We start from the raw sequence: 17,393 nt of genomic DNA, 5'->3' as shown, positions 1-17,393 counted from the left end.
TTTAGAATCCTTCTCCCTTCGTGCTTGTGTCACTAGTAGCACCTTCGCCACCCACTTTATCTTTTACCGTAGGCTTACATTTAAAATCTTTATAAAATGCTTTTAGCTGGGCTTTAATACAGTCAGGGTCACAATGCTCCCCAAACCACCTTTCACCAAAGTCTGTATTCACCGCATTCTGGTGACCTTCTTGTGCAAGGTTAATTGCCTTATCTATAGAAATTTGTACACCAAGATGTTTCTTTGACACTTCATCCGTTTTAGTATGAAACGTTCCATGGGTGCCATCACTATGGCCCACACCTTCCGCGCAGACTGTTGGCGCTTTGTTGTGTACTGACTTACTGTAACCGCATGCGCTGTCCGATAACCACGCTTCGGGGAGTAGGTGGTGGCCCGTTTGGCCAGGGCAACATCCACCTGTCGAAGCGTTTCCTAACTGGCTACTAGCCAAAGCGGATGCAATTCAGTTTTTACGCCAAAACACTGCTAAGCAAGAAAAAGTAAAAACCAAATTGTTAAAGAGCCAACCCACATTTAGTACAATAAAACACACAGGCCACCAACGACATGTTTTCAACCCATGCCGTGGCGTATGTTTCTTAGTGTGAGTCGCTTTAAATCTGTGCTACAAGTCGATGCGTTCAAGTGGGCTGTGTTTGCTTTGCAGGGCTTTGATAAGTGCGGCGTATTGGCGTTGTTGCTGGTTGCCATGTTCGATAATGTGGCTCATGGCATCCGTGCTAAAAGGCTTACCCATTAGGTAGCGTTGCTGAGGGGCTTTGGTGCGCATTCCACCATTGAACCAACTCTTCCACACCGGGCTTGGCAAGGTCGATTTCATAGTCTTGTTGCCATGGGTTTTTGTCTGCGCTCAGTGAACTGAGATCACCGTCTGGATCGATCGGGCTAAGATCGTCTTCTTCAATGTCCACTCCCGTAATACAAGCAAAGACTCCCCCTGCGATACGACTCAGTTCTTCATCCTTGGTGTATTCGATAATCATAGGAATCGCCTGCTCACAGCCACTGTAGGCCATGGCCGAACGTTTAAAGCGCTCATTTAAATGCATAAAGAGCTGCTCTGCGCAGTAACGAGCATCGTCTACGTCGGGCCGAGCGTCACTGGCGGCACACAAAAAGATCGGCGTTGTCGAAAGCTCGATGTTCGCCACGTCGGTTAGTCGCTCTAGTATGCCTACTTGTAAAATATTAGAAAACTAAATTGTTTTTTAGAATGAAGTGTATATTTTAAATTTGATAAAATTTAAAAACATAAATTATATAGGGACTTATATGTTAGAAGACATGTTATATAATGGAACCTCTATTGAATGGGGAAAGCATGGGAGTTTTAAGGCAACATCGGGGCTTCCTGATCACCAAGTACCTGATCAATCTTGTACTCCAGATTCAGGCCCAATACCTGAAGGATACTATAAAATTTTTATTTCTGACCACGGAGTAGCTACAGATAAAGGGCTAGGGCGTTGTGCTCTAAGACCATCATGGGGCATTCAAGAAATACCTCGTGGCGAACTAGCAGGGCTCTGCGAGCCATACTGGGAAAATTGGGGTAATAACCGTGCTAGAATGGAACCTGCAGATCAAGCAACTAAAGATAGATGTTTACCTACTAAAAGAGGTGGATTTTATATTCACGATTCAACGAAAGGTTACAGCCATGGCTGCATTGAAGTTGAGACAAAAATATTTCCTCTCCTCAAGCATGTGAATTCCACCAGAAGTAAAAAAGTACTAATTATAAAAGTTGCATATAAGGGAGTTTCAACAAATGGTGGTACTAAAGTATAGTATTGCTTTTTTAGCATGTACGTTTAGCATTTTTTCATATGCTAATGAAATTATTTTTAACAACATTAAAATTAATAATACAGTAGAAAAATGCATTATTTTCTCTCCAGTTGATACTACGAATGAAAAAAATTCTGTATTGATGGTTATTAAAGCCAACGTAGAAAAACCTACTTATGAGTGCGGTTGTAGATCAATGCTGCTTGATTATAGTGTCGATGTGCAAAGTAATGAAGAACCTTTTCAGGTTCTAAGGTCTAAAATTTCAGTTTTGTCATCTCAAGAGCTGTTATTGCCTTTAAGCACTGATTCAAAGCTCATTGCCTCTCGGGAATTGACGATTAACTTTTCATGTAGCAATTAATTTACGTAAAAAATGGCGCTTTCCAAATAGAAGCGCCATCACTGCTACAGAATTTGAGCTATGCACCTTCGCCGCAGTTAACCTTCCAACATCCGATATTCAGCACCTTCATATTTAGTCATATTATTTAACACCTTTCACACTAGTCTCTTTAAGGTCACCACTATCAGTTCCACCCACTTTATCTTTTACCGTAGGCTTACATTTAAAATCTTTATAAAATGCTTTTAGCTGGGCTTTAATACAATCTGGGTCACAATGCTTCCCAAACCACCTTTCACCAAAGTCTGTTTCCACTGCATTTTGATGGCCTTTCTGAGCATAATTTATTGCATCATCCATGCTGACTGTTTCACCTAGATAATCCTCAGTTACATCATCCGTGGCGTCATGAAACGTTCCATGAGTGCCGTCACTATGTCCCACTCCTTCCGCACATACCGTTGGTGCCTTGTTATGTTTTGACTTGCTGTAACCGCATGCGCTGTCCGATAACCACGCTTCGGGGAGTAGATGGTGGCCCGTTTGGCCAGGGCAGCAACCACCGGTTGAGGCATTGCCTAACTGGCTACTAGCCAAAGCAGATGCAATTCAGTTTTTACGCCAAAACACTGCTAAGCAAGAAAAAATAAAAACCAAATTGTTAAAGAGCCAACCCACATTTAGTACAATAAAACACACAGGCCACCAACGACATGTTTTCAACCCATGCCGTGGCGTATGTTTCTTAGTGTGAGTAGCTTTAAATCTGTGCTAGAAGTCGATGCGTTCCAGTGGGCTGTGTTTGCTTTGCAGGGCTTTGATCAGTGCGGCGTATTGGCGTTGTTGCTGGTTACCACGTTCGATAATATGAGCCACGGATTCAGCGTCGAAAGGCCGTCCCATTAGGTAGCGCTTGGTTGGCTTGCCAGCATTGAATCAACTCTTCCACACCGGGCTTGGCAAGGTCGATTTCATAGTCTTGTTGCTCATTAATCAAGTACCTATAATGGTGTTCGATCCTTGATAATAGACAACTAACAACTCGATCTAAACAGCCAAGACCTGTTCGCCGAGATATTAGGAAAACTACCAAGGTACATTTGATCATCGAGACACATCGGTAAAACTAGGTTAGAGCAGACAAACAAGAATACTTAGCTGCGTAAAGTACCTACTTTCATTGAATGGCACCTACCTTAGACTCGTATTCTTCAAGAACCTTACATGCCTTACCGAGGTCTGTAGTAGAGTACTGACCGATTTGAACATCTAAAACTCGGAACTGATCTACTTCCTCACTCGAAATTCGCTGTTCCTGAAAAGCCAGATTCACTTCTTGCATCGCCTCTACATAACGAGCCCAAAGTGATCCTTGGTCGCACGTCGGATTCTTATAAACTTGAACCGCACCATCCTCTTCGCCACCATAGGCCTCAATCAAATCGTCGTAACCTTGACAAATGGCCGGATCCACAGCTGAAGAAGGCTGCATTGACTCTGGACTGGAGAATTGACCCATCATCTTATTCAACGGTGTAGACTCATCCACCATGCGCGTCAGCTTTTCATGAAGGTCTGAAGGGATAGGCTCACCCGCTGCCTGTATTTTTACTATTTCTAAGTTCAAATCCTGCATAATATTATTGAATCGCAGCATACTGTCCTGAGATTGCTGGTAGCTACACACTTCACTTGCCTGCGCAGAAGCAGAAAAAGCTCCAGCTATACAAAACCAACTAACAGCACCCACTATCCTTGCACCAATCTTCATACGCTAACTCCTTATAAATCGACCTGATAAGTATTTATTTTCAAAATTAAAACACGATTAACCAAATAAAAAATTATGTTTGCACACAGCTCTATCTTTTTATTAATTTAATTAAACCAATTAAGCGTCCAATTAAAACGAGCACTTAACGCAAGCTATACATAACAGGAAGGTTTAATATCAAACCTTCATTAAAACAGATGCCTTTTGATACTAGAGGTTTAACTTTAGCCTCAGCCTCTACCTTTTTAAAAGTTTGAAGCGTGATGTCATCAAGTACCTTGTAGCCAGAGCTTTCAGAAATCCTATACTTATTTATAATTCCTGACTCACCTAGAACAATTTTAACAGTAACTTTTCCTTCTATCCCTTTTTCTCTAGCTTCACTAGGATATTGATAATACTTTTTAAATAAAGGCTGAAGCTTTCCAAAAATATCTGTCATTAGTATCTTCTTCTTTGCAGAATCTAGACTTTTAAGATCAATACAAGTACTTGAATAAATAATTTTATCCGCTTCACTCGGTCTAATTAAAAGATCCTCTTCTACCCATGGTCTACCTAGAATATTCAAGATTCCTGGTTTAATGTCTTTTACCCATTCACCATTTTCCTGTATTTCAAAGTATTCTGGTTGCTTAGGAAAAAACCAGACGTAAAGCTGTTCATTTTGTCCCGATTCAACTTGTACCAAACCACCAACTAAAGACTCAACTTTACCTCTTCCAATATACTCAAAACCTTCTGGCGCTTGATAAAAAGTGCGACCTTTTGATTTAAATATAGGAACGTATACACCCTCAGGAACAAAAGCAGAAAATTCATTTTCTAAAATTCCTCTTGTGACTGTAGGGCTATAGTTTTTCGCCAGATAAAGCTTAGGAGCATCTGTAAAATCGACTTCTGATGAGTAGTCGTTTTGAACATCGATACTGCGATTAAATCCAGCACATGCACTGATCGACTGTACGGCAAACAACATCAAAGACCATTTAAATAGATTTCGCAACTTACTTATCATTCCTTTAAAAACCTTTTTAAATAGACATTTCAACTTAGTAATCTCAATTAATAAAAATAAAAAAACTATAACCATAAAGTGAAAAACACAGCTCAAAGCGATTTACTATTAACAAAACTAATAGTTTCTTTTTTTAAGCCTTTGAACGAGTTATCTAGATTATCAAATTTTGAAAACCACCCTTGATTGCTTTTTTTATTAGCACACCAAAGATTGACATTACCCAACGCCCAATAGCAAAGCGCTTTAGCGATTATTTTGACATAATCGACAGATGGGGTTTTAAAGAAAACCTCAAAAGTGATATTAAATAAATCTTCAACAGATTGGCTCGTGCAATAAGCTTTGGATGAGAGTTTTTCCTTTGAAGAAAGAGCAAATGAATTCGATACTATCGCGCCCTTAGCTGATATTGACACAGTATCTATATCGGCTTCTAGTAGCGTTAATAAATATTGAAAAACGTCTGGTGTTCTTGATCCGTAAGCTGATAAAGCAGCCGCATTATCATAGATTGAATCAAGTGGATGTCTTATTAACCATTTTAAAAGTATAATGTAACTGTATACCTTGTTCCAATTAACCTTTGACTAAAACACTCTTTCCTTTTAACACATCTTTATAAATTGAGCTACAGTAACAATCGATATAAGGCTCATCTGACTCACCATCTAAGTAGTCGTCTTCATCAACCTCAAAATATTCGTCTTTTATAGTATTTTTAATATCGCCAAAATACTCATTAAGGGCATTATCCACAAATGCCTTAACATTTTTTTCTTTAGCCTGAATCATGGCGCTGGATATATCATTTCCGACAAATGGCCCTCTAGGATCCACAATGTAAACAGTTTCTCCATCACCTCCAAAAACAACCAGTACATCTTCAAAATAGCTTATTCCATTAAAACTACAGGTTGTACCTTGAATAAATATACTTCTTGCTCGAACATCACCTGTTACAAATAGACAACCACCATACTTACAGTCCATTACACCATTAACTATTAGATCACCATCGATAATAACCTTATAATCCTCAAATAATTTCAGCTGCTCAGGATCAATTTCTAAGTCCCCTTCAAATACAAGCCACCCATGACGTTCTATATACTGAGTAAATTCGAAGTAAACCTTCTTCATTAAAATTAAGAACTGGCTTTCAGTCAGCTCTTTGAAGCCCATTTGAACCATTTGATTCTCCCGTGTTTTCATTTGTAGATATTGAGGACAATTTTTTTAGCGTCATACAAAGAGCTAATTAAAGCCGCGTATTTGCGCTGCTGTTGGTTGCCACGTTCGATAATATAAGCCACGGATTCAGCGTCGAAAGGCCGCCCCATTAGGTAGCGTTGCTGAGGATTAAACTGGCTTTGGTGCGTGTTCCACCATTGAATCAACTCATCCACACCGGGCTTGGCAAGGTCGATTTCATAGTCTTGTTGCCATGGGTCTTTGTCTGCGCTCAGTGAACTGGGATCATCGTCAGGATCGATCGGGCTTAAGTCATCTTCTTCAATGTCCACTCCCGTAATACAAGCAAAGGCTTCGCCCGCTATGCGGCTCAGTTTTTCATCTTTGGCGTATTCAATAATGGCAGGAATCGTCTGCACACAGCCGCTGTAGGCCATGGCCCAGAGTTTAATGCGCCCCGACACATCCATTTGTTTGATCGCCTCAACAATGCGTAGCGCTTGATCCATCGGCTGGGGCGCCAGCGCTAAGGGGAGCGCCTCAACTAATTTGACTGAGTCGGCGTGTAAAAAAGCGCCTAATTCACTGATACGGGGCAGATTGCCCAGCAAGATATCGGCTCGCAGGGCATAAAAGCGCACCGCCTCATCGTCGTCTTCACGCCACTCTGCCAGTGGCTTAGGAGAGTCAATTTTTAGATCGCCCATTAACTGGAAAGCAGATACCCACAAGGCTTTGTCATCGCTGGCCAGTAACGCTGATAAATACTTTTGGTCCACGCGAATGCGCTGACCATGCAAGGCTTGGGCGATGATCCATTCCGCGTTGCTTTGGCTTTCTACTTGGCGTAGATGTGGAATCGCCCACATCAGGTCCGCTTCAGAGCGATAGACCAAGGCATCAATCAATTCGGCAAACTGCGCGTCTTTTTTCAAAGACCGAAACACCGCTTGTAAATGCTCTGGCGAACGATAGTGCTGTGAGAAATAGGCATTCACAAACACTCCGCCCCAATCGTCTAACGAGACATAATCCAGGGATTTCGCCGTGCCTTGGATCTGCATAACGCTATCAAGGCACTGCAAATAGCCATTTAAGCGCTCACCAAAAAACGCCAAGTCAGACTTGCCATAGCGCGAGGAGTTACGCCCTTTACTCCAGACTACCCAAGCAAACGGCGCGTCCATGGTTAATTGTTGTTCAATAACGGGGTTTAGCATGACACGCTCTCTAATACAGTGCTGGGCCGGCCATTTCAAGCCATTCCTTGCCATCAAATAACATCACTTGCTCTGTACCGTAGGACATAAGTAAGTCATCGTTTGCGTCTACGCCAAAGAAGGAAAACTGTGCTGGGCCATCTTCTGGGAATTCATAGCGTTGGTATTTTCCATCTTCCATGACCCCCAGTTCGTAATCGCTGCCTAGCCAAACTTTGCCATCAAACCAAGCCAGTGATTTATAATCTAATGCTGGGGCATCGAGCACTTCCCAACGCTCTTCGCGACCACGTAATACTGGACCACCACGGCCCGTTACATAGACGTAGCCATCCGCTGCGCACAAGACAGCATTAATACTGGGGTATTCCGGCAGCATAATTTCATGCCAGCGTTTGCCATCAAAGCGCCATAAATCACGACGTCCGCCTGCATAAATATCTACATCACTAAATCCATCAAAATCAATGAAACCTGCATAGCTATTCCCATAATTGCCATCTCGCTTTTTTAGATATTTTAAACGTTTAAATAAATTAGGGTGTTTATCGGGATCAGTTAAATCCGTCCACTCTCCTACATCATCACGACGAAATATCTTACGTAAAGTACCTGCTGCAAAAACTTGTTCATCAATGACCTTTAGACCAGCCCCCATACGGGTGTAATCATCCCATTCAGAGCGGGGTTTACCAATATCCATGATGGGGGTATCTCGTTCTGAAACTCTAAATACATCCGTTAAAACAACACTTCGTCCTTCATCGGGAAGAAAAGCAGAATAAAGATACTTTATTCCAGTCCATGTAGAGGCATGCAGGTGATCATCTGTGGGAACAATTTCAGAAAATGTGATGATTTTATAGGGATAATCTTCAATTGCCTCGGGAGGTCTACCAGATTGATCATCAATCATTTCTTTAGCGCATATCTGAATATCGCCTTCTTCTGATATACTGGCATACATAATCTCATATTCAGATAGGTGCTCTTCATAAAAAGCTTGACTCATTTTCGTAACATTAAATTTGGCCATTTCCAGCATCCTCTCCAATTTTTGCAAAATCTAGTTCTGATTCATCGCTACACTTCGCATCGCCTTTATGATAGTCATCTAACTGAGACCTTAGGCAGTCAGGTGAACATATACTTAATGGGAAGGTATCCGTATGTGATTTGATCGCTGCTTCGCGAGCATCTTCATAAGATATTTTCCCATTTTTTTGAAGATCTCCGCCAAAAGTGTTTAATGCCGTATGCGCCGCGCCATGGGAACCTTGTGAATGCCCCGTTCCCTCGGCACAAACCGTTGGTGCTTCGCTGGATTTATAAGAGCGACATGTTTTCCCTTTAAAGAAGGACTCTGGAATAAGGTGATGGCCACTCTGTCCGGGACAACAACCATTTGTCGAGTTGAGACTTTTACTGGCACGATCCGCATGTTTATATGGAACCAGCATGCATTTTCTGGCTCTGATACAGGCATTCAACGTTGCAACGGTGCGCTGAATATCCGCTAACTCTTTTTGAATCTTACCACCAAGCTTTTCGAGCTTTTTCCCTGTCACGCTCCCGCTTCGAGCTGTTTTAAAATCCCCTAATAGGGCTTTCATACGATTTCTAAGACCTGCGGCCTGATCATAAATACGACCAACTTCTCTTTTACCCGCTTCGTATACTTGATTAAAATACTGTACCTGCTCTATATCGTCTTTTACAGTTAAAACCTGCCAAGCCCAGCCGACAATAGGGATTTTCTTAGCTGCTTGTTTGGCTACAAACTGCACCCCTTTGCTTATTAATTCCTCTTGCAGAGCTCCTAGCGCGTCTGATAATGCATCTTTCATATCAAGGCCATTAATTTGCTTTTTAAGCTGCTGCATCACATCCGATTGATCATTTTTCGACATGATTTTTGGACTATTTGGTCGTACATTCAGTCCCATGCATTTAGACAGTTTCCACTTAACTTTTTTAGTGGAACCTTTTTTACTACCGCAGGCTTCTTCAACACGCTTGAATTCACGACTGCATTTGGGAAACAATGCCTTACCATCCATGTAACGCCAAGTGCCTGTATTCCCCACTTTCGGATTATGATTATGCGTCATTATGTCCGTATGACGGGTAACATTATAACCTTCTATCTTGACGTTCATTGACCAGGTTCGAAAATACGCTTTGCCTTTCTTTGCCCCCGTTATGACACCTTTTGGCCCAGCCGCGGGCTCATTACCGGTACTGGTTTTAAAGTAGAAGTGATCCTTAAGCATCACTGGCTTATTGGTAATAAACACCGTTTTGGACGCATTGGCCGTATCTTTGGCATAGGTTGTGTTCGCATACGGGACAGGGATCCAGCCTGCCGGAGGCGATGGCGGTGTAAAACACACATCTGGAAAACACGTTTTGAATTGCTCGATCACTAAAGCCTGAGCCAATAGGAAATGTGCCGCAACCCAGACTGGCTACAGCACATTGAGAGGGGTTCATTACCAAATTATGTTCAGTGATTGATACTTTTCTCATGTACCCATTGATCGTTCATTAACACTAAAATGGCGGATTGCTCTTTTTGACTAGACAATACTTCGGTTAATTCTGGAAATGCCTTAAATAATGTTTCCTGTTTCGCTTGCTCATCTTTAGCAAGCGAAACGCTATACCAAACTCTTGAGACGGTATAACCATTTTTAGCAGACGGTTCTGTAAAACGAAGCACTTCATCGACCTCAAATCGTGTCACACAAACACCAGCCTTGGCTCGACCAGAAGACAAGCTATTCCACCCGTCATTGGTGTAAGCAGTTTTACCGGCTTCTGTTAAGTTGTACGTTTTCTCCGATTGCTCAGTGTCTACTTCTGTCTTGAGTAACCCCAGATCGACCAAAGCGTCGTATCGAACTTGAGCGTCACGCTCCCACTGATCCTTCATAGACAAAAAAGTCTTTTCTTTGGGTAAAATGGCAAAGCTCGTTGGAAACCCACGTCGATTATCCGACACCAAAAAGCAACTATCCCCTAAATACTGATTGAGTGTTTCTTTGAAATTGTCTTTGCTGGCTTCTTTCGTGTCGTTACATCCCGTCATAAACAACACACTCCCTGCGATTATACTTGTAAAAACGGTTCGTTTTATGCCGCTCTCCAATCGCTTTTTCGTCATACTGTTAGTAGGGTTTGTTTCAGTATTCACTTCTCTATCCTTGTTAAAAGTTATGTTTGTGGTATTCGCTTTTTTATGTTGTTACTGTTTTACTACAAGTTAATACTTCGTGTTCTGAGGTTATCAACCATGAAGTTTCACCGATGTAGCTGGCTAGCAGCCAAAGTGGTTACTATTTGGTTTTTACGTCAGAGCATTTTACTAATCAAGACAAAGTAAAGACCAAATTGTTAAAGAGCAGACCTGGATGTAGGTCAATAAAACGCGCAGGTTGCCAGCGACATGGATTAAATTACATGCCGTGGCGTATGTTTTTTCATAGTTTGAGTCGCTTAAAAGCGGTGCTAGAAGTCGATGCGTTCCAGTGGGCTGTGTTTGTTATGCAGAGCTTTGATCAGTGCCGCGTATTGGCGCTGCTGTTGGTTGCCATGTTCGATAATATGAGCCACGGATTCAGCGTCGAAAGGCCGCCCCATTAGGTAGCGTTGCTGAGGATTAAACTGGCTTTGGTGCATATTCCACCATTGAATCAACTCAGCCACACCGGGCTTGGCAAGGTCGATTTCATAGTCTTGTTGCCATGGGTCTTTGTCCTCACTCAGGGCACTGAGATCATCGTCAGGATCAATTGGACTAAGATCGTCTTCTTCAATGTCTACCCCTGTAATGCAAGCAAAGACTTCCCCCGCTATGCGGCTCAGTTTTTTATCTTTGGCGTATTCGATAATCATAGGAATCGTCTGCACACAGCCGCTGTAGGCCATGGCCCAGAGTTTAATGCGCCCCGACACATCCATTTGTTTGATCGCTTCAACGATGCGTAGCGCTTGATCCATCGGCTGGGGCGCCAGCGCTAAGGAGAGCGCCTCAACTAATTTGCCTGAGTCGGCGTGTAAAAAAGCGCCCAATTCGCTGATACGGGTCTGATTACCCAGCAAGATATCGGCTCGCAGAGCATAAAAACGCACTGCTTCATCGTCGTCTTCACGCCACTCTATCAGCGGTTTAGGAGAGTCAATTTTTAGATCGCCCATTAACTGAAAGGCCGAGATCCACAAGGCTTTGTCATCGCTGGCCAGTAACGCTGATAAATACTGCTGATCCACGCGAATACGCTGACCATGTAAGGCTTGAGCGATGATCCATTCCGCGTTGCTTTGGCTTTCTACTTGGCGTAGATGAGGGATCGCCCACATCAGATCCGCTTCAGAACGATAGACCAAGGCATCAATCAACTCGGCAAACTGCGCGTCTTTTTTCAAAGACTGAAACACCGCTTGCAAATGCTCTGGCGAACGATAGTGCTGTGAAAAATAGGCATTCACAAACACACCACCCCAATCGTCTAACGAGACATAATCAAGGGATTTTGCCGTGCCGTGTGCCTGCATAACGCTATCAAGGCACTGCAAATAGCCATTTAAACGCTCAGCAAAAAAGTTCAGATCCGACCGACCATAGCGGGAAGACACACGCCCTTTGCTCCAAACCACCCAAGCAAACGGCGCATCCATGGTTAATTGTTGTTCAATAACGGGGTTTAGCATTGATTCAGTTATCCTCAGTTACACGCTTAAGCTTCCAATCAGCTCAACCCACTCTTCCCCATCAAACGTTAAGAGTTGCTCTAGTCCGTAGGAGATGAGCATCTCATCGCATGCGTGTACGCCTTTAAAGGAAAATTGAACGGCTCCATCGTCAGGGAATTCATAGCGTCGGTATTCACCGTTTTCGTATACGCCTAACTCATAATCACTGGCGAGCCAAAGCTTACCATCGAACCACGCCATTTCGTTATAATCGAGGGCGGGGATATCCAATATATCCCATTCGTCACCGCGGCCGCGCACAAGTGGGCCATTGCGGCCTGTAACGTAGACATAACCGTCTTTTGCACACACGACGGATTTGATATTAGGGTATTGGGGTAACTGAATTTCATGCCAACGTTCGCCATCATAACGCCATAAATCATGACGTCCGCCAGCGTAAATATCCTCTTCACTAAACCCATCAATATCTGCAAAGCCTGCATAACTATTGCTATACTTACCGTCTCTTTCTTTTAGAAACTTGAGGCGTTTGAATAGGTTAGGATGTTGATCGGGATCGGTGATATCCGTCCACTCTCCCACATCATCACGGCGAAAAACCTTACGCAGTGTGCCGCAGGCATAAACATGATCACCAATGATACGAAGATTATTTCCGCGGCGGGTATAATCATCCCATTCAGAGCGAGGCTTATAAATATCCTGAAAGCCTATTTTTTTAGTTTCTCTTACTCTAAATCTATCGGACAGAGAAACGCCTCTTTTTTTATCTACTATAAGTGATACAGGGTAACTAACATTCGTTACTTGAGCCCCATAAAACCCTTCATCTTCAGACTTTAACTCAGGAATATAAGAAACAAATCGTGTATCATACTCGTGCATTTCTTTATTATCATCAATTTCATCCGCTTCTTTTAAGCAGATTTGAATATAATGCGGTGCACTAATGTAGGATTTTACAATATAAAACCCGCCTATTAGCTTATTATAATTTTCCGGTGTCATAAATAAACCTATTTAAATTATTCCTCAAATGTACCTGAACTAATGTTAAGATCTTTGTCTTTTTCAGCGCCAATTTTGCTAAACTTCAAATCCGAATCGTCTGAACAGTTCGATATATCTTTGTAATAGTTATCAAGCTGTGCTCGTAGACAATCCTCTGAGCACATACTCAGCGGAAACACTTGCGTCACACACTTTATCGACGCATCACGAGCGTCCTCGTAACTAATATTACTGGTTTCTGGATCTGCATCGTCCGCAGAGAATGTATCCATTTCCGTATGCAATGCACCGTGAGATCCAAAGTATTGGCTCGTGCCCTCAGCACAAATAGTAGGGGCTTTATCATAGTCATATTTATTACACTGAGAAGCGTTATCACGGTTCTCAAAAAAGGCATCTGGAATTAAGTGGTGCTTTGTCTGTCCCGGACAGCAACCAAGCTCACTCTTTTTATCTGAGCTATGATCTTTACTACCCGTTTCTTTGTACGGTAGTAACGTACACTTGCGGGCGCGAGTACAAGGGTTTAGTGTTGCAATGGCGCGCTGCATATCTGACAAATCGCCTTGCACTTCACCGCCAAGCATCCTTTTGCCATTTTTGGTAAGCTTGCCCTCTTTAGTGACGACTGTTTCTACCTTACCGTTTTGCTTTGTTCTAACTAGCCTGCCATTTTTTTCTGTTACACCTTTTTTACTTGCAATACTTTTAATCTGATCATCGCTCAAGTTGTCACTTAATAACATATCAATATTGTTATTTAGATTATCGAATCTATTAGGAATGTTCTTTAACTGATCTGACAACCGAGTCGCTTCTTTGTTAACCGCTCCTGACACTTGAGACATATATCGGACTTCATTGATGTCATCCATTAGTGTGTAAGCTTGATATGCCCAGCCTATTATCGGGACTTTTTTGACCAACTGTTTTACACCAAACTCAGCTACTCGCTCACCTATTTCTAAGGCAACCTCTTTCCCTACATCAATGACTGCTTGCTCTATATCCAGAGACTCCATCGCACCTTGAATATCGTCTGATAATCCTTGCAATCTCGCTCTAGGGTCACCAGCAGAATTAGGTGATACAGGACTGAGATTAAGGCCATCGCATTTTCGCTGCTTCCAATTTTGCTTTTTCTTTTTAGGGTCTTTTTTCTCATCTTTACTATGATCGCATGCTTTCTCAATTTTTTTATTTTCGCTTTTGCAACTTTCTTTTAACGATGCGCTATCAAGATATTGCCAAGTAACAGTATTTCCTACTGCTGGATTATGGTTATGAGTCATTAGGTCCGTATGGCGGGTAACATTATAACCTTCGACCTTAACGTTCATTGACCAGGTTCGAAAATACGCCTTGCCCTTTTTAGTACCAGTGGCGATGCCCTTTGGCCCAGCCGCGGGCTCATTACCGGTACTGGTTTTAAAGTAGGAGTGATCCTTAAGCATCACGGGCTTATTGGTAATAAACACCGTTTTGGACGCATTGGCCGTGTCTTTGGCATAGGTTGTGTTCGCATACGGGACAGGGATCCAGCCTGCCGGAGGCGATGGCGGTGTAAAACAGACATCTGGAAAACACGTTTTCGATACCCCGGCAGCGGCTTTGCAGGCGATTTCTAAATCATTAGCAAATACTTGGTTAGCCACGGGCCACTCCTTGGTACTGTATCTTCATTGCAACACGGTGTGCATCATCGTTACTTAATAGCATTAAGGCACTGTGTCCCGGCGCGTAGCCCTGTTTCATACCGTAATAGGCTTGCAGCAACGCTAATAGGCCGGCGCTCGCACCGGTCTCGCCGACTTGATCCGCTGGGTGCCATAGCGGCTGTTCATTAGGATACGGTGGCTTTAGCCGTTTTTGTGCCATCACCACTTCTTCAAAGTAATACGACTCACCCGAAACACTGGAGATCAGAAAATCAAAGGTGCTGGCATGGCTGTTTGTCATGGTTTGAATGGCTCTCACCGCGTCGCCAATACCTTGTCCACGAAAGGGCTCTGAGGAGGAATACAACACAGACTCTTGTGCCCAGCTTATGCCATCTATGCGACAGCCCTCAGCTTGAGTACTGGCTCGCTGTACCACACAAGCCGCCGCCGCTTCGCCCGGCACAAAGCCATGAGCCTCACCAGATCGCAAGATACGACCATTACCAAACCCCACATCCCCTTCAAAGGCGCGTAGCGCAGCGGGCGTCATTAAGCTGTCTACACTCATCAATACGATGTGAGATGTTTGATCACTTAAAAACTGATCCGCCATTTCTAATGCTCGTGCCGTAGCTACCCTATCTTGAAGAACAATTCTGTCCATTGGGTGAGGGGAGCGTTTAAAGCGCTCATTTAAATGCATAAAGAGCTGCTCCGCACGGTAACGAGCATCGTCTACGTCGGGCCGAGCGTCACTGGCGGCACACAAAAAGATAGGTGTTGTCGAAAGCTCGATGTTCGCCACGTCGGTTAGTTGCTGATAGGTACGCTCAAGCATTGCTAAAAAACGGTTAAACCCAGTCAGCCCTTCCAAGTTAATGGCCGGCGCACAGTTCGCTTGTTCTTGTGTGTCGGAAAATTTGTATTCAACTTGGGTAAAACCATCGTAGCCACAACGAAAGGCGGCACCGTTTATATCGCCCCCATCACCAAGGCAAGTCGACGCAGAAAAATGAGAAATTAAGAGATCCATTCAGCTATACACCACTATGAAAATTTGGAGAGATTACGCATCGAACGATAGCGTTTACCTTTGGCCCGAGCTCTTAACCAAGCAGGGCTTGGCTCACCAATGATTAAGGTGTCGATTTTCGGTTTGTTACGAGGTAATGGATGTAAATAGCGCCAGACAATACTAAGTCGCCTATCATCTGGTTCAATGACTAGGGTATCGGCAACACACTGCACGTTGATCAACGTCCCATAACTGTCTTTGATGGTCAGGTGAACTTCTTGTGTCGGTAAAGTAAACAACTCTTTGCCATTGGGGGTGAGATTAAACAAGGCAACGCTTTCACCGCCTTGTATGTAATTCATTTGTTGGTCTACAGGCGCAGACTGAAAGAAGGCATTATCAAAGTCATCGGGTAAAAACGGGCTGACATTATCAATCCAGTCCTGATCATACGTACCCGCTAGCGGTAAGCGTGGCTGCCAAGCGCGACCAATACAACCAAATGACATAGGCTGATAAGAACCTGTTGTGCTGGAGATTGCTTGGTTAATCACTTCCGTATGAGGGCCGGGCTGGTCAATCAATGAGTCTTTATCACCTTTGCAAAAGCCTCGCCCTGCATGATTCAACTCAAACGCCGCCGTTTTTTCTTCCCCTTTACTGGTATCAATGCCACCAAAAGCACAGCCGTAGTCAATGGTTTGTTTTAAAAAAGGTTCTGGATCTGTGAGTGTTAGACGGCCTAACGACTTTTTCCAATAGCGATTGCCCTTTACCATAAATTGTTTGGTAACTTGTCCGGCGATGTCTAAACCAACAATGCATTCTTTGGTTGGCTCGCCATTGGGTGCATAGGCATGACCGTTTAGTATGACGTCACATTGAGGTTTAATCGGCGCAAAGTCGTTTTCTTGTAGGGTGATAGTCGCTCCCTTATCTAAGTGAACATCACTGTCAATAAGAGGTAATGGCTCTTTGGATAAGACACACACTTGGCCAATTTCATCGGGAAATAACCATGTGCCCTTCACTGCAACAACCAGAGCGTCTAAACCTTCTTTGGTTTTAGCACCTCCGACTTCGGCAACCAGCTTAGTATTATTGATGACTTCCATATTAGTTGATCTTCACCGAGGCACCTTTAAGGCGTAAAGCGCTGTAGGCTTGATGTTGAATCGTCACGCCTTTCACTGATACATGCCCATCAGGATCAAGCTCCATACGACTGTCACCGCTTTTAATCACCACGCCAGAATCGTAGTTCAGCTCGACTGGCTCATCTGGTAACGCTTGTGGTTGAATAACGCCCATCACGATAGGTTGATCCGCTCGACCCTGGTTAAAAATAAGCGTCACCGGTTTGCCAATATCAGACGTCGATAAAATCTGCGTCGAAAGGGCTTCATAGTAAGTTTCTGGAGCCAACGGATGCGACACAACCGCTTGGCCTGCATCGGTAAAATCCTCTAAAACACCAATCAAGGGCGTGGTTATGTGGACAGGGAGACCTTTGTCTTGCTGTAAGACTCCGTCGACAACCGACGCCTCAGAAACAGAAGAGTCCACTTCTGCCGAAGCGGCATAACGAGTGGTTTTTTGATCCAACTTATCTTCCATTGT

The 17,393-nt window shown here is 43.4% G+C and carries 21 protein-coding genes; 2 read left to right on the top strand and 19 right to left on the bottom strand.

Annotation, left to right across the window (positions count from 1 at the left end; genetic code table 11):
• Position 1: 1 nt before the first annotated feature.
• From KDW99_RS01525 to KDW99_RS01515, 3 genes are all read right to left on the bottom strand, one after another.
• Complete coding sequence (locus tag KDW99_RS01525; RefSeq protein ID WP_255827580.1) at positions 2–454, bottom strand: HNH/endonuclease VII fold toxin-2 domain-containing protein; 453 nt, start codon at positions 452–454, stop codon at positions 2–4.
• A gap of 174 nt (positions 455–628) precedes the next feature.
• Positions 629–760, bottom strand: a complete 132-nt coding sequence (locus KDW99_RS01520) for a hypothetical protein (protein ID WP_255827579.1) — start codon at positions 758–760, stop codon at positions 629–631.
• On the bottom strand, positions 753–1,175 hold the full coding sequence (locus KDW99_RS01515; protein WP_255827578.1) for a hypothetical protein: 423 nt from the start codon (positions 1,173–1,175) through the stop codon (positions 753–755). Before KDW99_RS01515 ends, KDW99_RS01520 begins: the two co-directional genes overlap by 8 nt.
• A gap of 121 nt (positions 1,176–1,296) precedes the next feature.
• Here KDW99_RS01515 and KDW99_RS01510 point away from each other — a divergent pair, with 121 nt between their 5' ends.
• Positions 1,297–1,815 carry a tlde1 domain-containing protein gene (locus KDW99_RS01510; protein WP_255827577.1) on the top strand — a complete coding sequence of 173 codons (519 nt, stop codon included), beginning with the start codon at positions 1,297–1,299 and terminating at the stop codon, positions 1,813–1,815.
• The gene (locus KDW99_RS01505) at positions 1,796–2,179 is read left to right on the top strand and encodes a DUF2195 family protein (RefSeq protein ID WP_255827576.1); all 384 of its coding nucleotides are present in this window, start codon (positions 1,796–1,798) and stop codon (positions 2,177–2,179) included. Before KDW99_RS01510 ends, KDW99_RS01505 begins: the two co-directional genes overlap by 20 nt.
• Before the next feature lie 123 nt (positions 2,180–2,302).
• Here the strand turns inward: KDW99_RS01505 and KDW99_RS01500 are convergent, their stop codons facing one another.
• The 16 genes from KDW99_RS01500 to KDW99_RS01425 form a co-directional block, all read right to left on the bottom strand.
• A complete protein-coding gene (locus tag KDW99_RS01500; RefSeq protein WP_255827575.1) occupies positions 2,303–2,758 on the bottom strand; it encodes an HNH/endonuclease VII fold toxin-2 domain-containing protein in 456 nt (151 codons plus the stop codon).
• Between the two features lie 174 nt (positions 2,759–2,932).
• Positions 2,933–3,064: a hypothetical protein gene (locus tag KDW99_RS01495; protein WP_255827574.1), complete on the bottom strand. Its 132-nt coding sequence runs from the start codon at positions 3,062–3,064 to the stop codon at positions 2,933–2,935.
• Between the two features lie 274 nt (positions 3,065–3,338).
• Entirely contained in the window at positions 3,339–3,932 is a 594-nt protein-coding gene (locus tag KDW99_RS01490; protein ID WP_255827573.1) for a hypothetical protein, read from the bottom strand.
• A 145-nt stretch (positions 3,933–4,077) separates the two neighbouring features.
• Complete coding sequence (locus KDW99_RS01485) at positions 4,078–4,953, bottom strand: energy transducer TonB (protein WP_255827572.1); 876 nt, start codon at positions 4,951–4,953, stop codon at positions 4,078–4,080.
• Between the two features lie 92 nt (positions 4,954–5,045).
• Positions 5,046–5,372 carry a hypothetical protein gene (locus KDW99_RS01480; protein ID WP_255827571.1) on the bottom strand — a complete coding sequence of 109 codons (327 nt, stop codon included), beginning with the start codon at positions 5,370–5,372 and terminating at the stop codon, positions 5,046–5,048.
• Positions 5,373–5,532: 160 nt separating this feature from the next.
• Positions 5,533–6,147, bottom strand: coding sequence for a hypothetical protein (locus KDW99_RS01475; protein WP_255827570.1), 615 nt, complete (start codon positions 6,145–6,147; stop codon positions 5,533–5,535).
• A gap of 17 nt (positions 6,148–6,164) precedes the next feature.
• Positions 6,165–7,367 (bottom strand): hypothetical protein, encoded by a 1,203-nt coding sequence (locus KDW99_RS01470; RefSeq protein ID WP_255827569.1) that lies wholly within the window; start codon positions 7,365–7,367, stop codon positions 6,165–6,167.
• A gap of 10 nt (positions 7,368–7,377) precedes the next feature.
• Positions 7,378–8,379, bottom strand: coding sequence for a hypothetical protein (locus KDW99_RS01465; RefSeq protein WP_255827568.1), 1,002 nt, complete (start codon positions 8,377–8,379; stop codon positions 7,378–7,380).
• A 10-nt stretch (positions 8,380–8,389) separates the two neighbouring features.
• Positions 8,390–9,808, bottom strand: a complete 1,419-nt coding sequence (locus tag KDW99_RS01460) for a PAAR-like domain-containing protein (RefSeq protein ID WP_255827567.1) — start codon at positions 9,806–9,808, stop codon at positions 8,390–8,392.
• Between the two features lie 65 nt (positions 9,809–9,873).
• Positions 9,874–10,563, bottom strand: a complete 690-nt coding sequence (locus KDW99_RS01455; protein WP_255827566.1) for a hypothetical protein — start codon at positions 10,561–10,563, stop codon at positions 9,874–9,876.
• Positions 10,564–10,877: 314 nt separating this feature from the next.
• Complete coding sequence (locus KDW99_RS01450) at positions 10,878–12,080, bottom strand: hypothetical protein (protein ID WP_255827565.1); 1,203 nt, start codon at positions 12,078–12,080, stop codon at positions 10,878–10,880.
• An 18-nt stretch (positions 12,081–12,098) separates the two neighbouring features.
• On the bottom strand, positions 12,099–13,094 hold the full coding sequence (locus KDW99_RS01445; protein ID WP_255827564.1) for a hypothetical protein: 996 nt from the start codon (positions 13,092–13,094) through the stop codon (positions 12,099–12,101).
• A 17-nt stretch (positions 13,095–13,111) separates the two neighbouring features.
• Positions 13,112–14,752, bottom strand: a complete 1,641-nt coding sequence (locus KDW99_RS01440) for a PAAR-like domain-containing protein (protein ID WP_255827563.1) — start codon at positions 14,750–14,752, stop codon at positions 13,112–13,114.
• Positions 14,745–15,791 carry a hypothetical protein gene (locus tag KDW99_RS01435; protein WP_255827562.1) on the bottom strand — a complete coding sequence of 349 codons (1,047 nt, stop codon included), beginning with the start codon at positions 15,789–15,791 and terminating at the stop codon, positions 14,745–14,747. The genes KDW99_RS01440 and KDW99_RS01435 overlap by 8 nt, the downstream gene beginning before the upstream one ends.
• A 14-nt stretch (positions 15,792–15,805) precedes the next feature.
• Positions 15,806–16,888 (bottom strand): DUF2169 family type VI secretion system accessory protein, encoded by a 1,083-nt coding sequence (locus KDW99_RS01430; protein WP_255827561.1) that lies wholly within the window; start codon positions 16,886–16,888, stop codon positions 15,806–15,808.
• 1 nt (position 16,889) lies between these two features.
• On the bottom strand, positions 16,890–17,390 hold the full coding sequence (locus KDW99_RS01425; RefSeq protein ID WP_255827560.1) for a DUF6484 domain-containing protein: 501 nt from the start codon (positions 17,388–17,390) through the stop codon (positions 16,890–16,892).
• Positions 17,391–17,393 lie beyond the last annotated feature (3 nt).

Source organism: Marinomonas rhizomae, assembly GCF_024397855.1.
GTDB lineage: Bacteria > Pseudomonadota > Gammaproteobacteria > Pseudomonadales > Marinomonadaceae > Marinomonas > Marinomonas rhizomae_A.
The sequence above is the reverse complement of the archived record's forward strand: the minus strand, read 5'-3'. Positions and strand labels throughout refer to the sequence as shown.

What these genes read in the sequence shown, in the direction of transcription:
- KDW99_RS01520 (WP_255827579.1), bottom strand. Translation starts at nt 760, where the DNA reads ATGGGTAAGCCTTTTAGCACGGATGCCATGAGCCACATTATCGAACAT.
- KDW99_RS01510 (WP_255827577.1), top strand. Translation starts at nt 1,297, where the DNA reads ATGTTAGAAGACATGTTATATAATGGAACCTCTATTGAATGGGGAAAG.
- KDW99_RS01505 (WP_255827576.1), top strand. Translation starts at nt 1,796, where the DNA reads ATGGTGGTACTAAAGTATAGTATTGCTTTTTTAGCATGTACGTTTAGC.
- KDW99_RS01495 (WP_255827574.1), bottom strand. Translation starts at nt 3,064, where the DNA reads ATGGGACGGCCTTTCGACGCTGAATCCGTGGCTCATATTATCGAACGT.
- KDW99_RS01490 (WP_255827573.1), bottom strand. Translation starts at nt 3,932, where the DNA reads ATGAAGATTGGTGCAAGGATAGTGGGTGCTGTTAGTTGGTTTTGTATA.
- KDW99_RS01485 (WP_255827572.1), bottom strand. Translation starts at nt 4,953, where the DNA reads ATGATAAGTAAGTTGCGAAATCTATTTAAATGGTCTTTGATGTTGTTT.
- KDW99_RS01475 (WP_255827570.1), bottom strand. Translation starts at nt 6,147, where the DNA reads ATGGTTCAAATGGGCTTCAAAGAGCTGACTGAAAGCCAGTTCTTAATT.
- KDW99_RS01470 (WP_255827569.1), bottom strand. Translation starts at nt 7,367, where the DNA reads ATGCTAAACCCCGTTATTGAACAACAATTAACCATGGACGCGCCGTTT.
- KDW99_RS01465 (WP_255827568.1), bottom strand. Translation starts at nt 8,379, where the DNA reads ATGAGTCAAGCTTTTTATGAAGAGCACCTATCTGAATATGAGATTATG.
- KDW99_RS01450 (WP_255827565.1), bottom strand. Translation starts at nt 12,080, where the DNA reads ATGCTAAACCCCGTTATTGAACAACAATTAACCATGGATGCGCCGTTT.
- KDW99_RS01445 (WP_255827564.1), bottom strand. Translation starts at nt 13,094, where the DNA reads ATGACACCGGAAAATTATAATAAGCTAATAGGCGGGTTTTATATTGTA.
- KDW99_RS01435 (WP_255827562.1), bottom strand. Translation starts at nt 15,791, where the DNA reads ATGGATCTCTTAATTTCTCATTTTTCTGCGTCGACTTGCCTTGGTGAT.
- KDW99_RS01430 (WP_255827561.1), bottom strand. Translation starts at nt 16,888, where the DNA reads ATGGAAGTCATCAATAATACTAAGCTGGTTGCCGAAGTCGGAGGTGCT.
- KDW99_RS01425 (WP_255827560.1), bottom strand. Translation starts at nt 17,390, where the DNA reads ATGGAAGATAAGTTGGATCAAAAAACCACTCGTTATGCCGCTTCGGCA.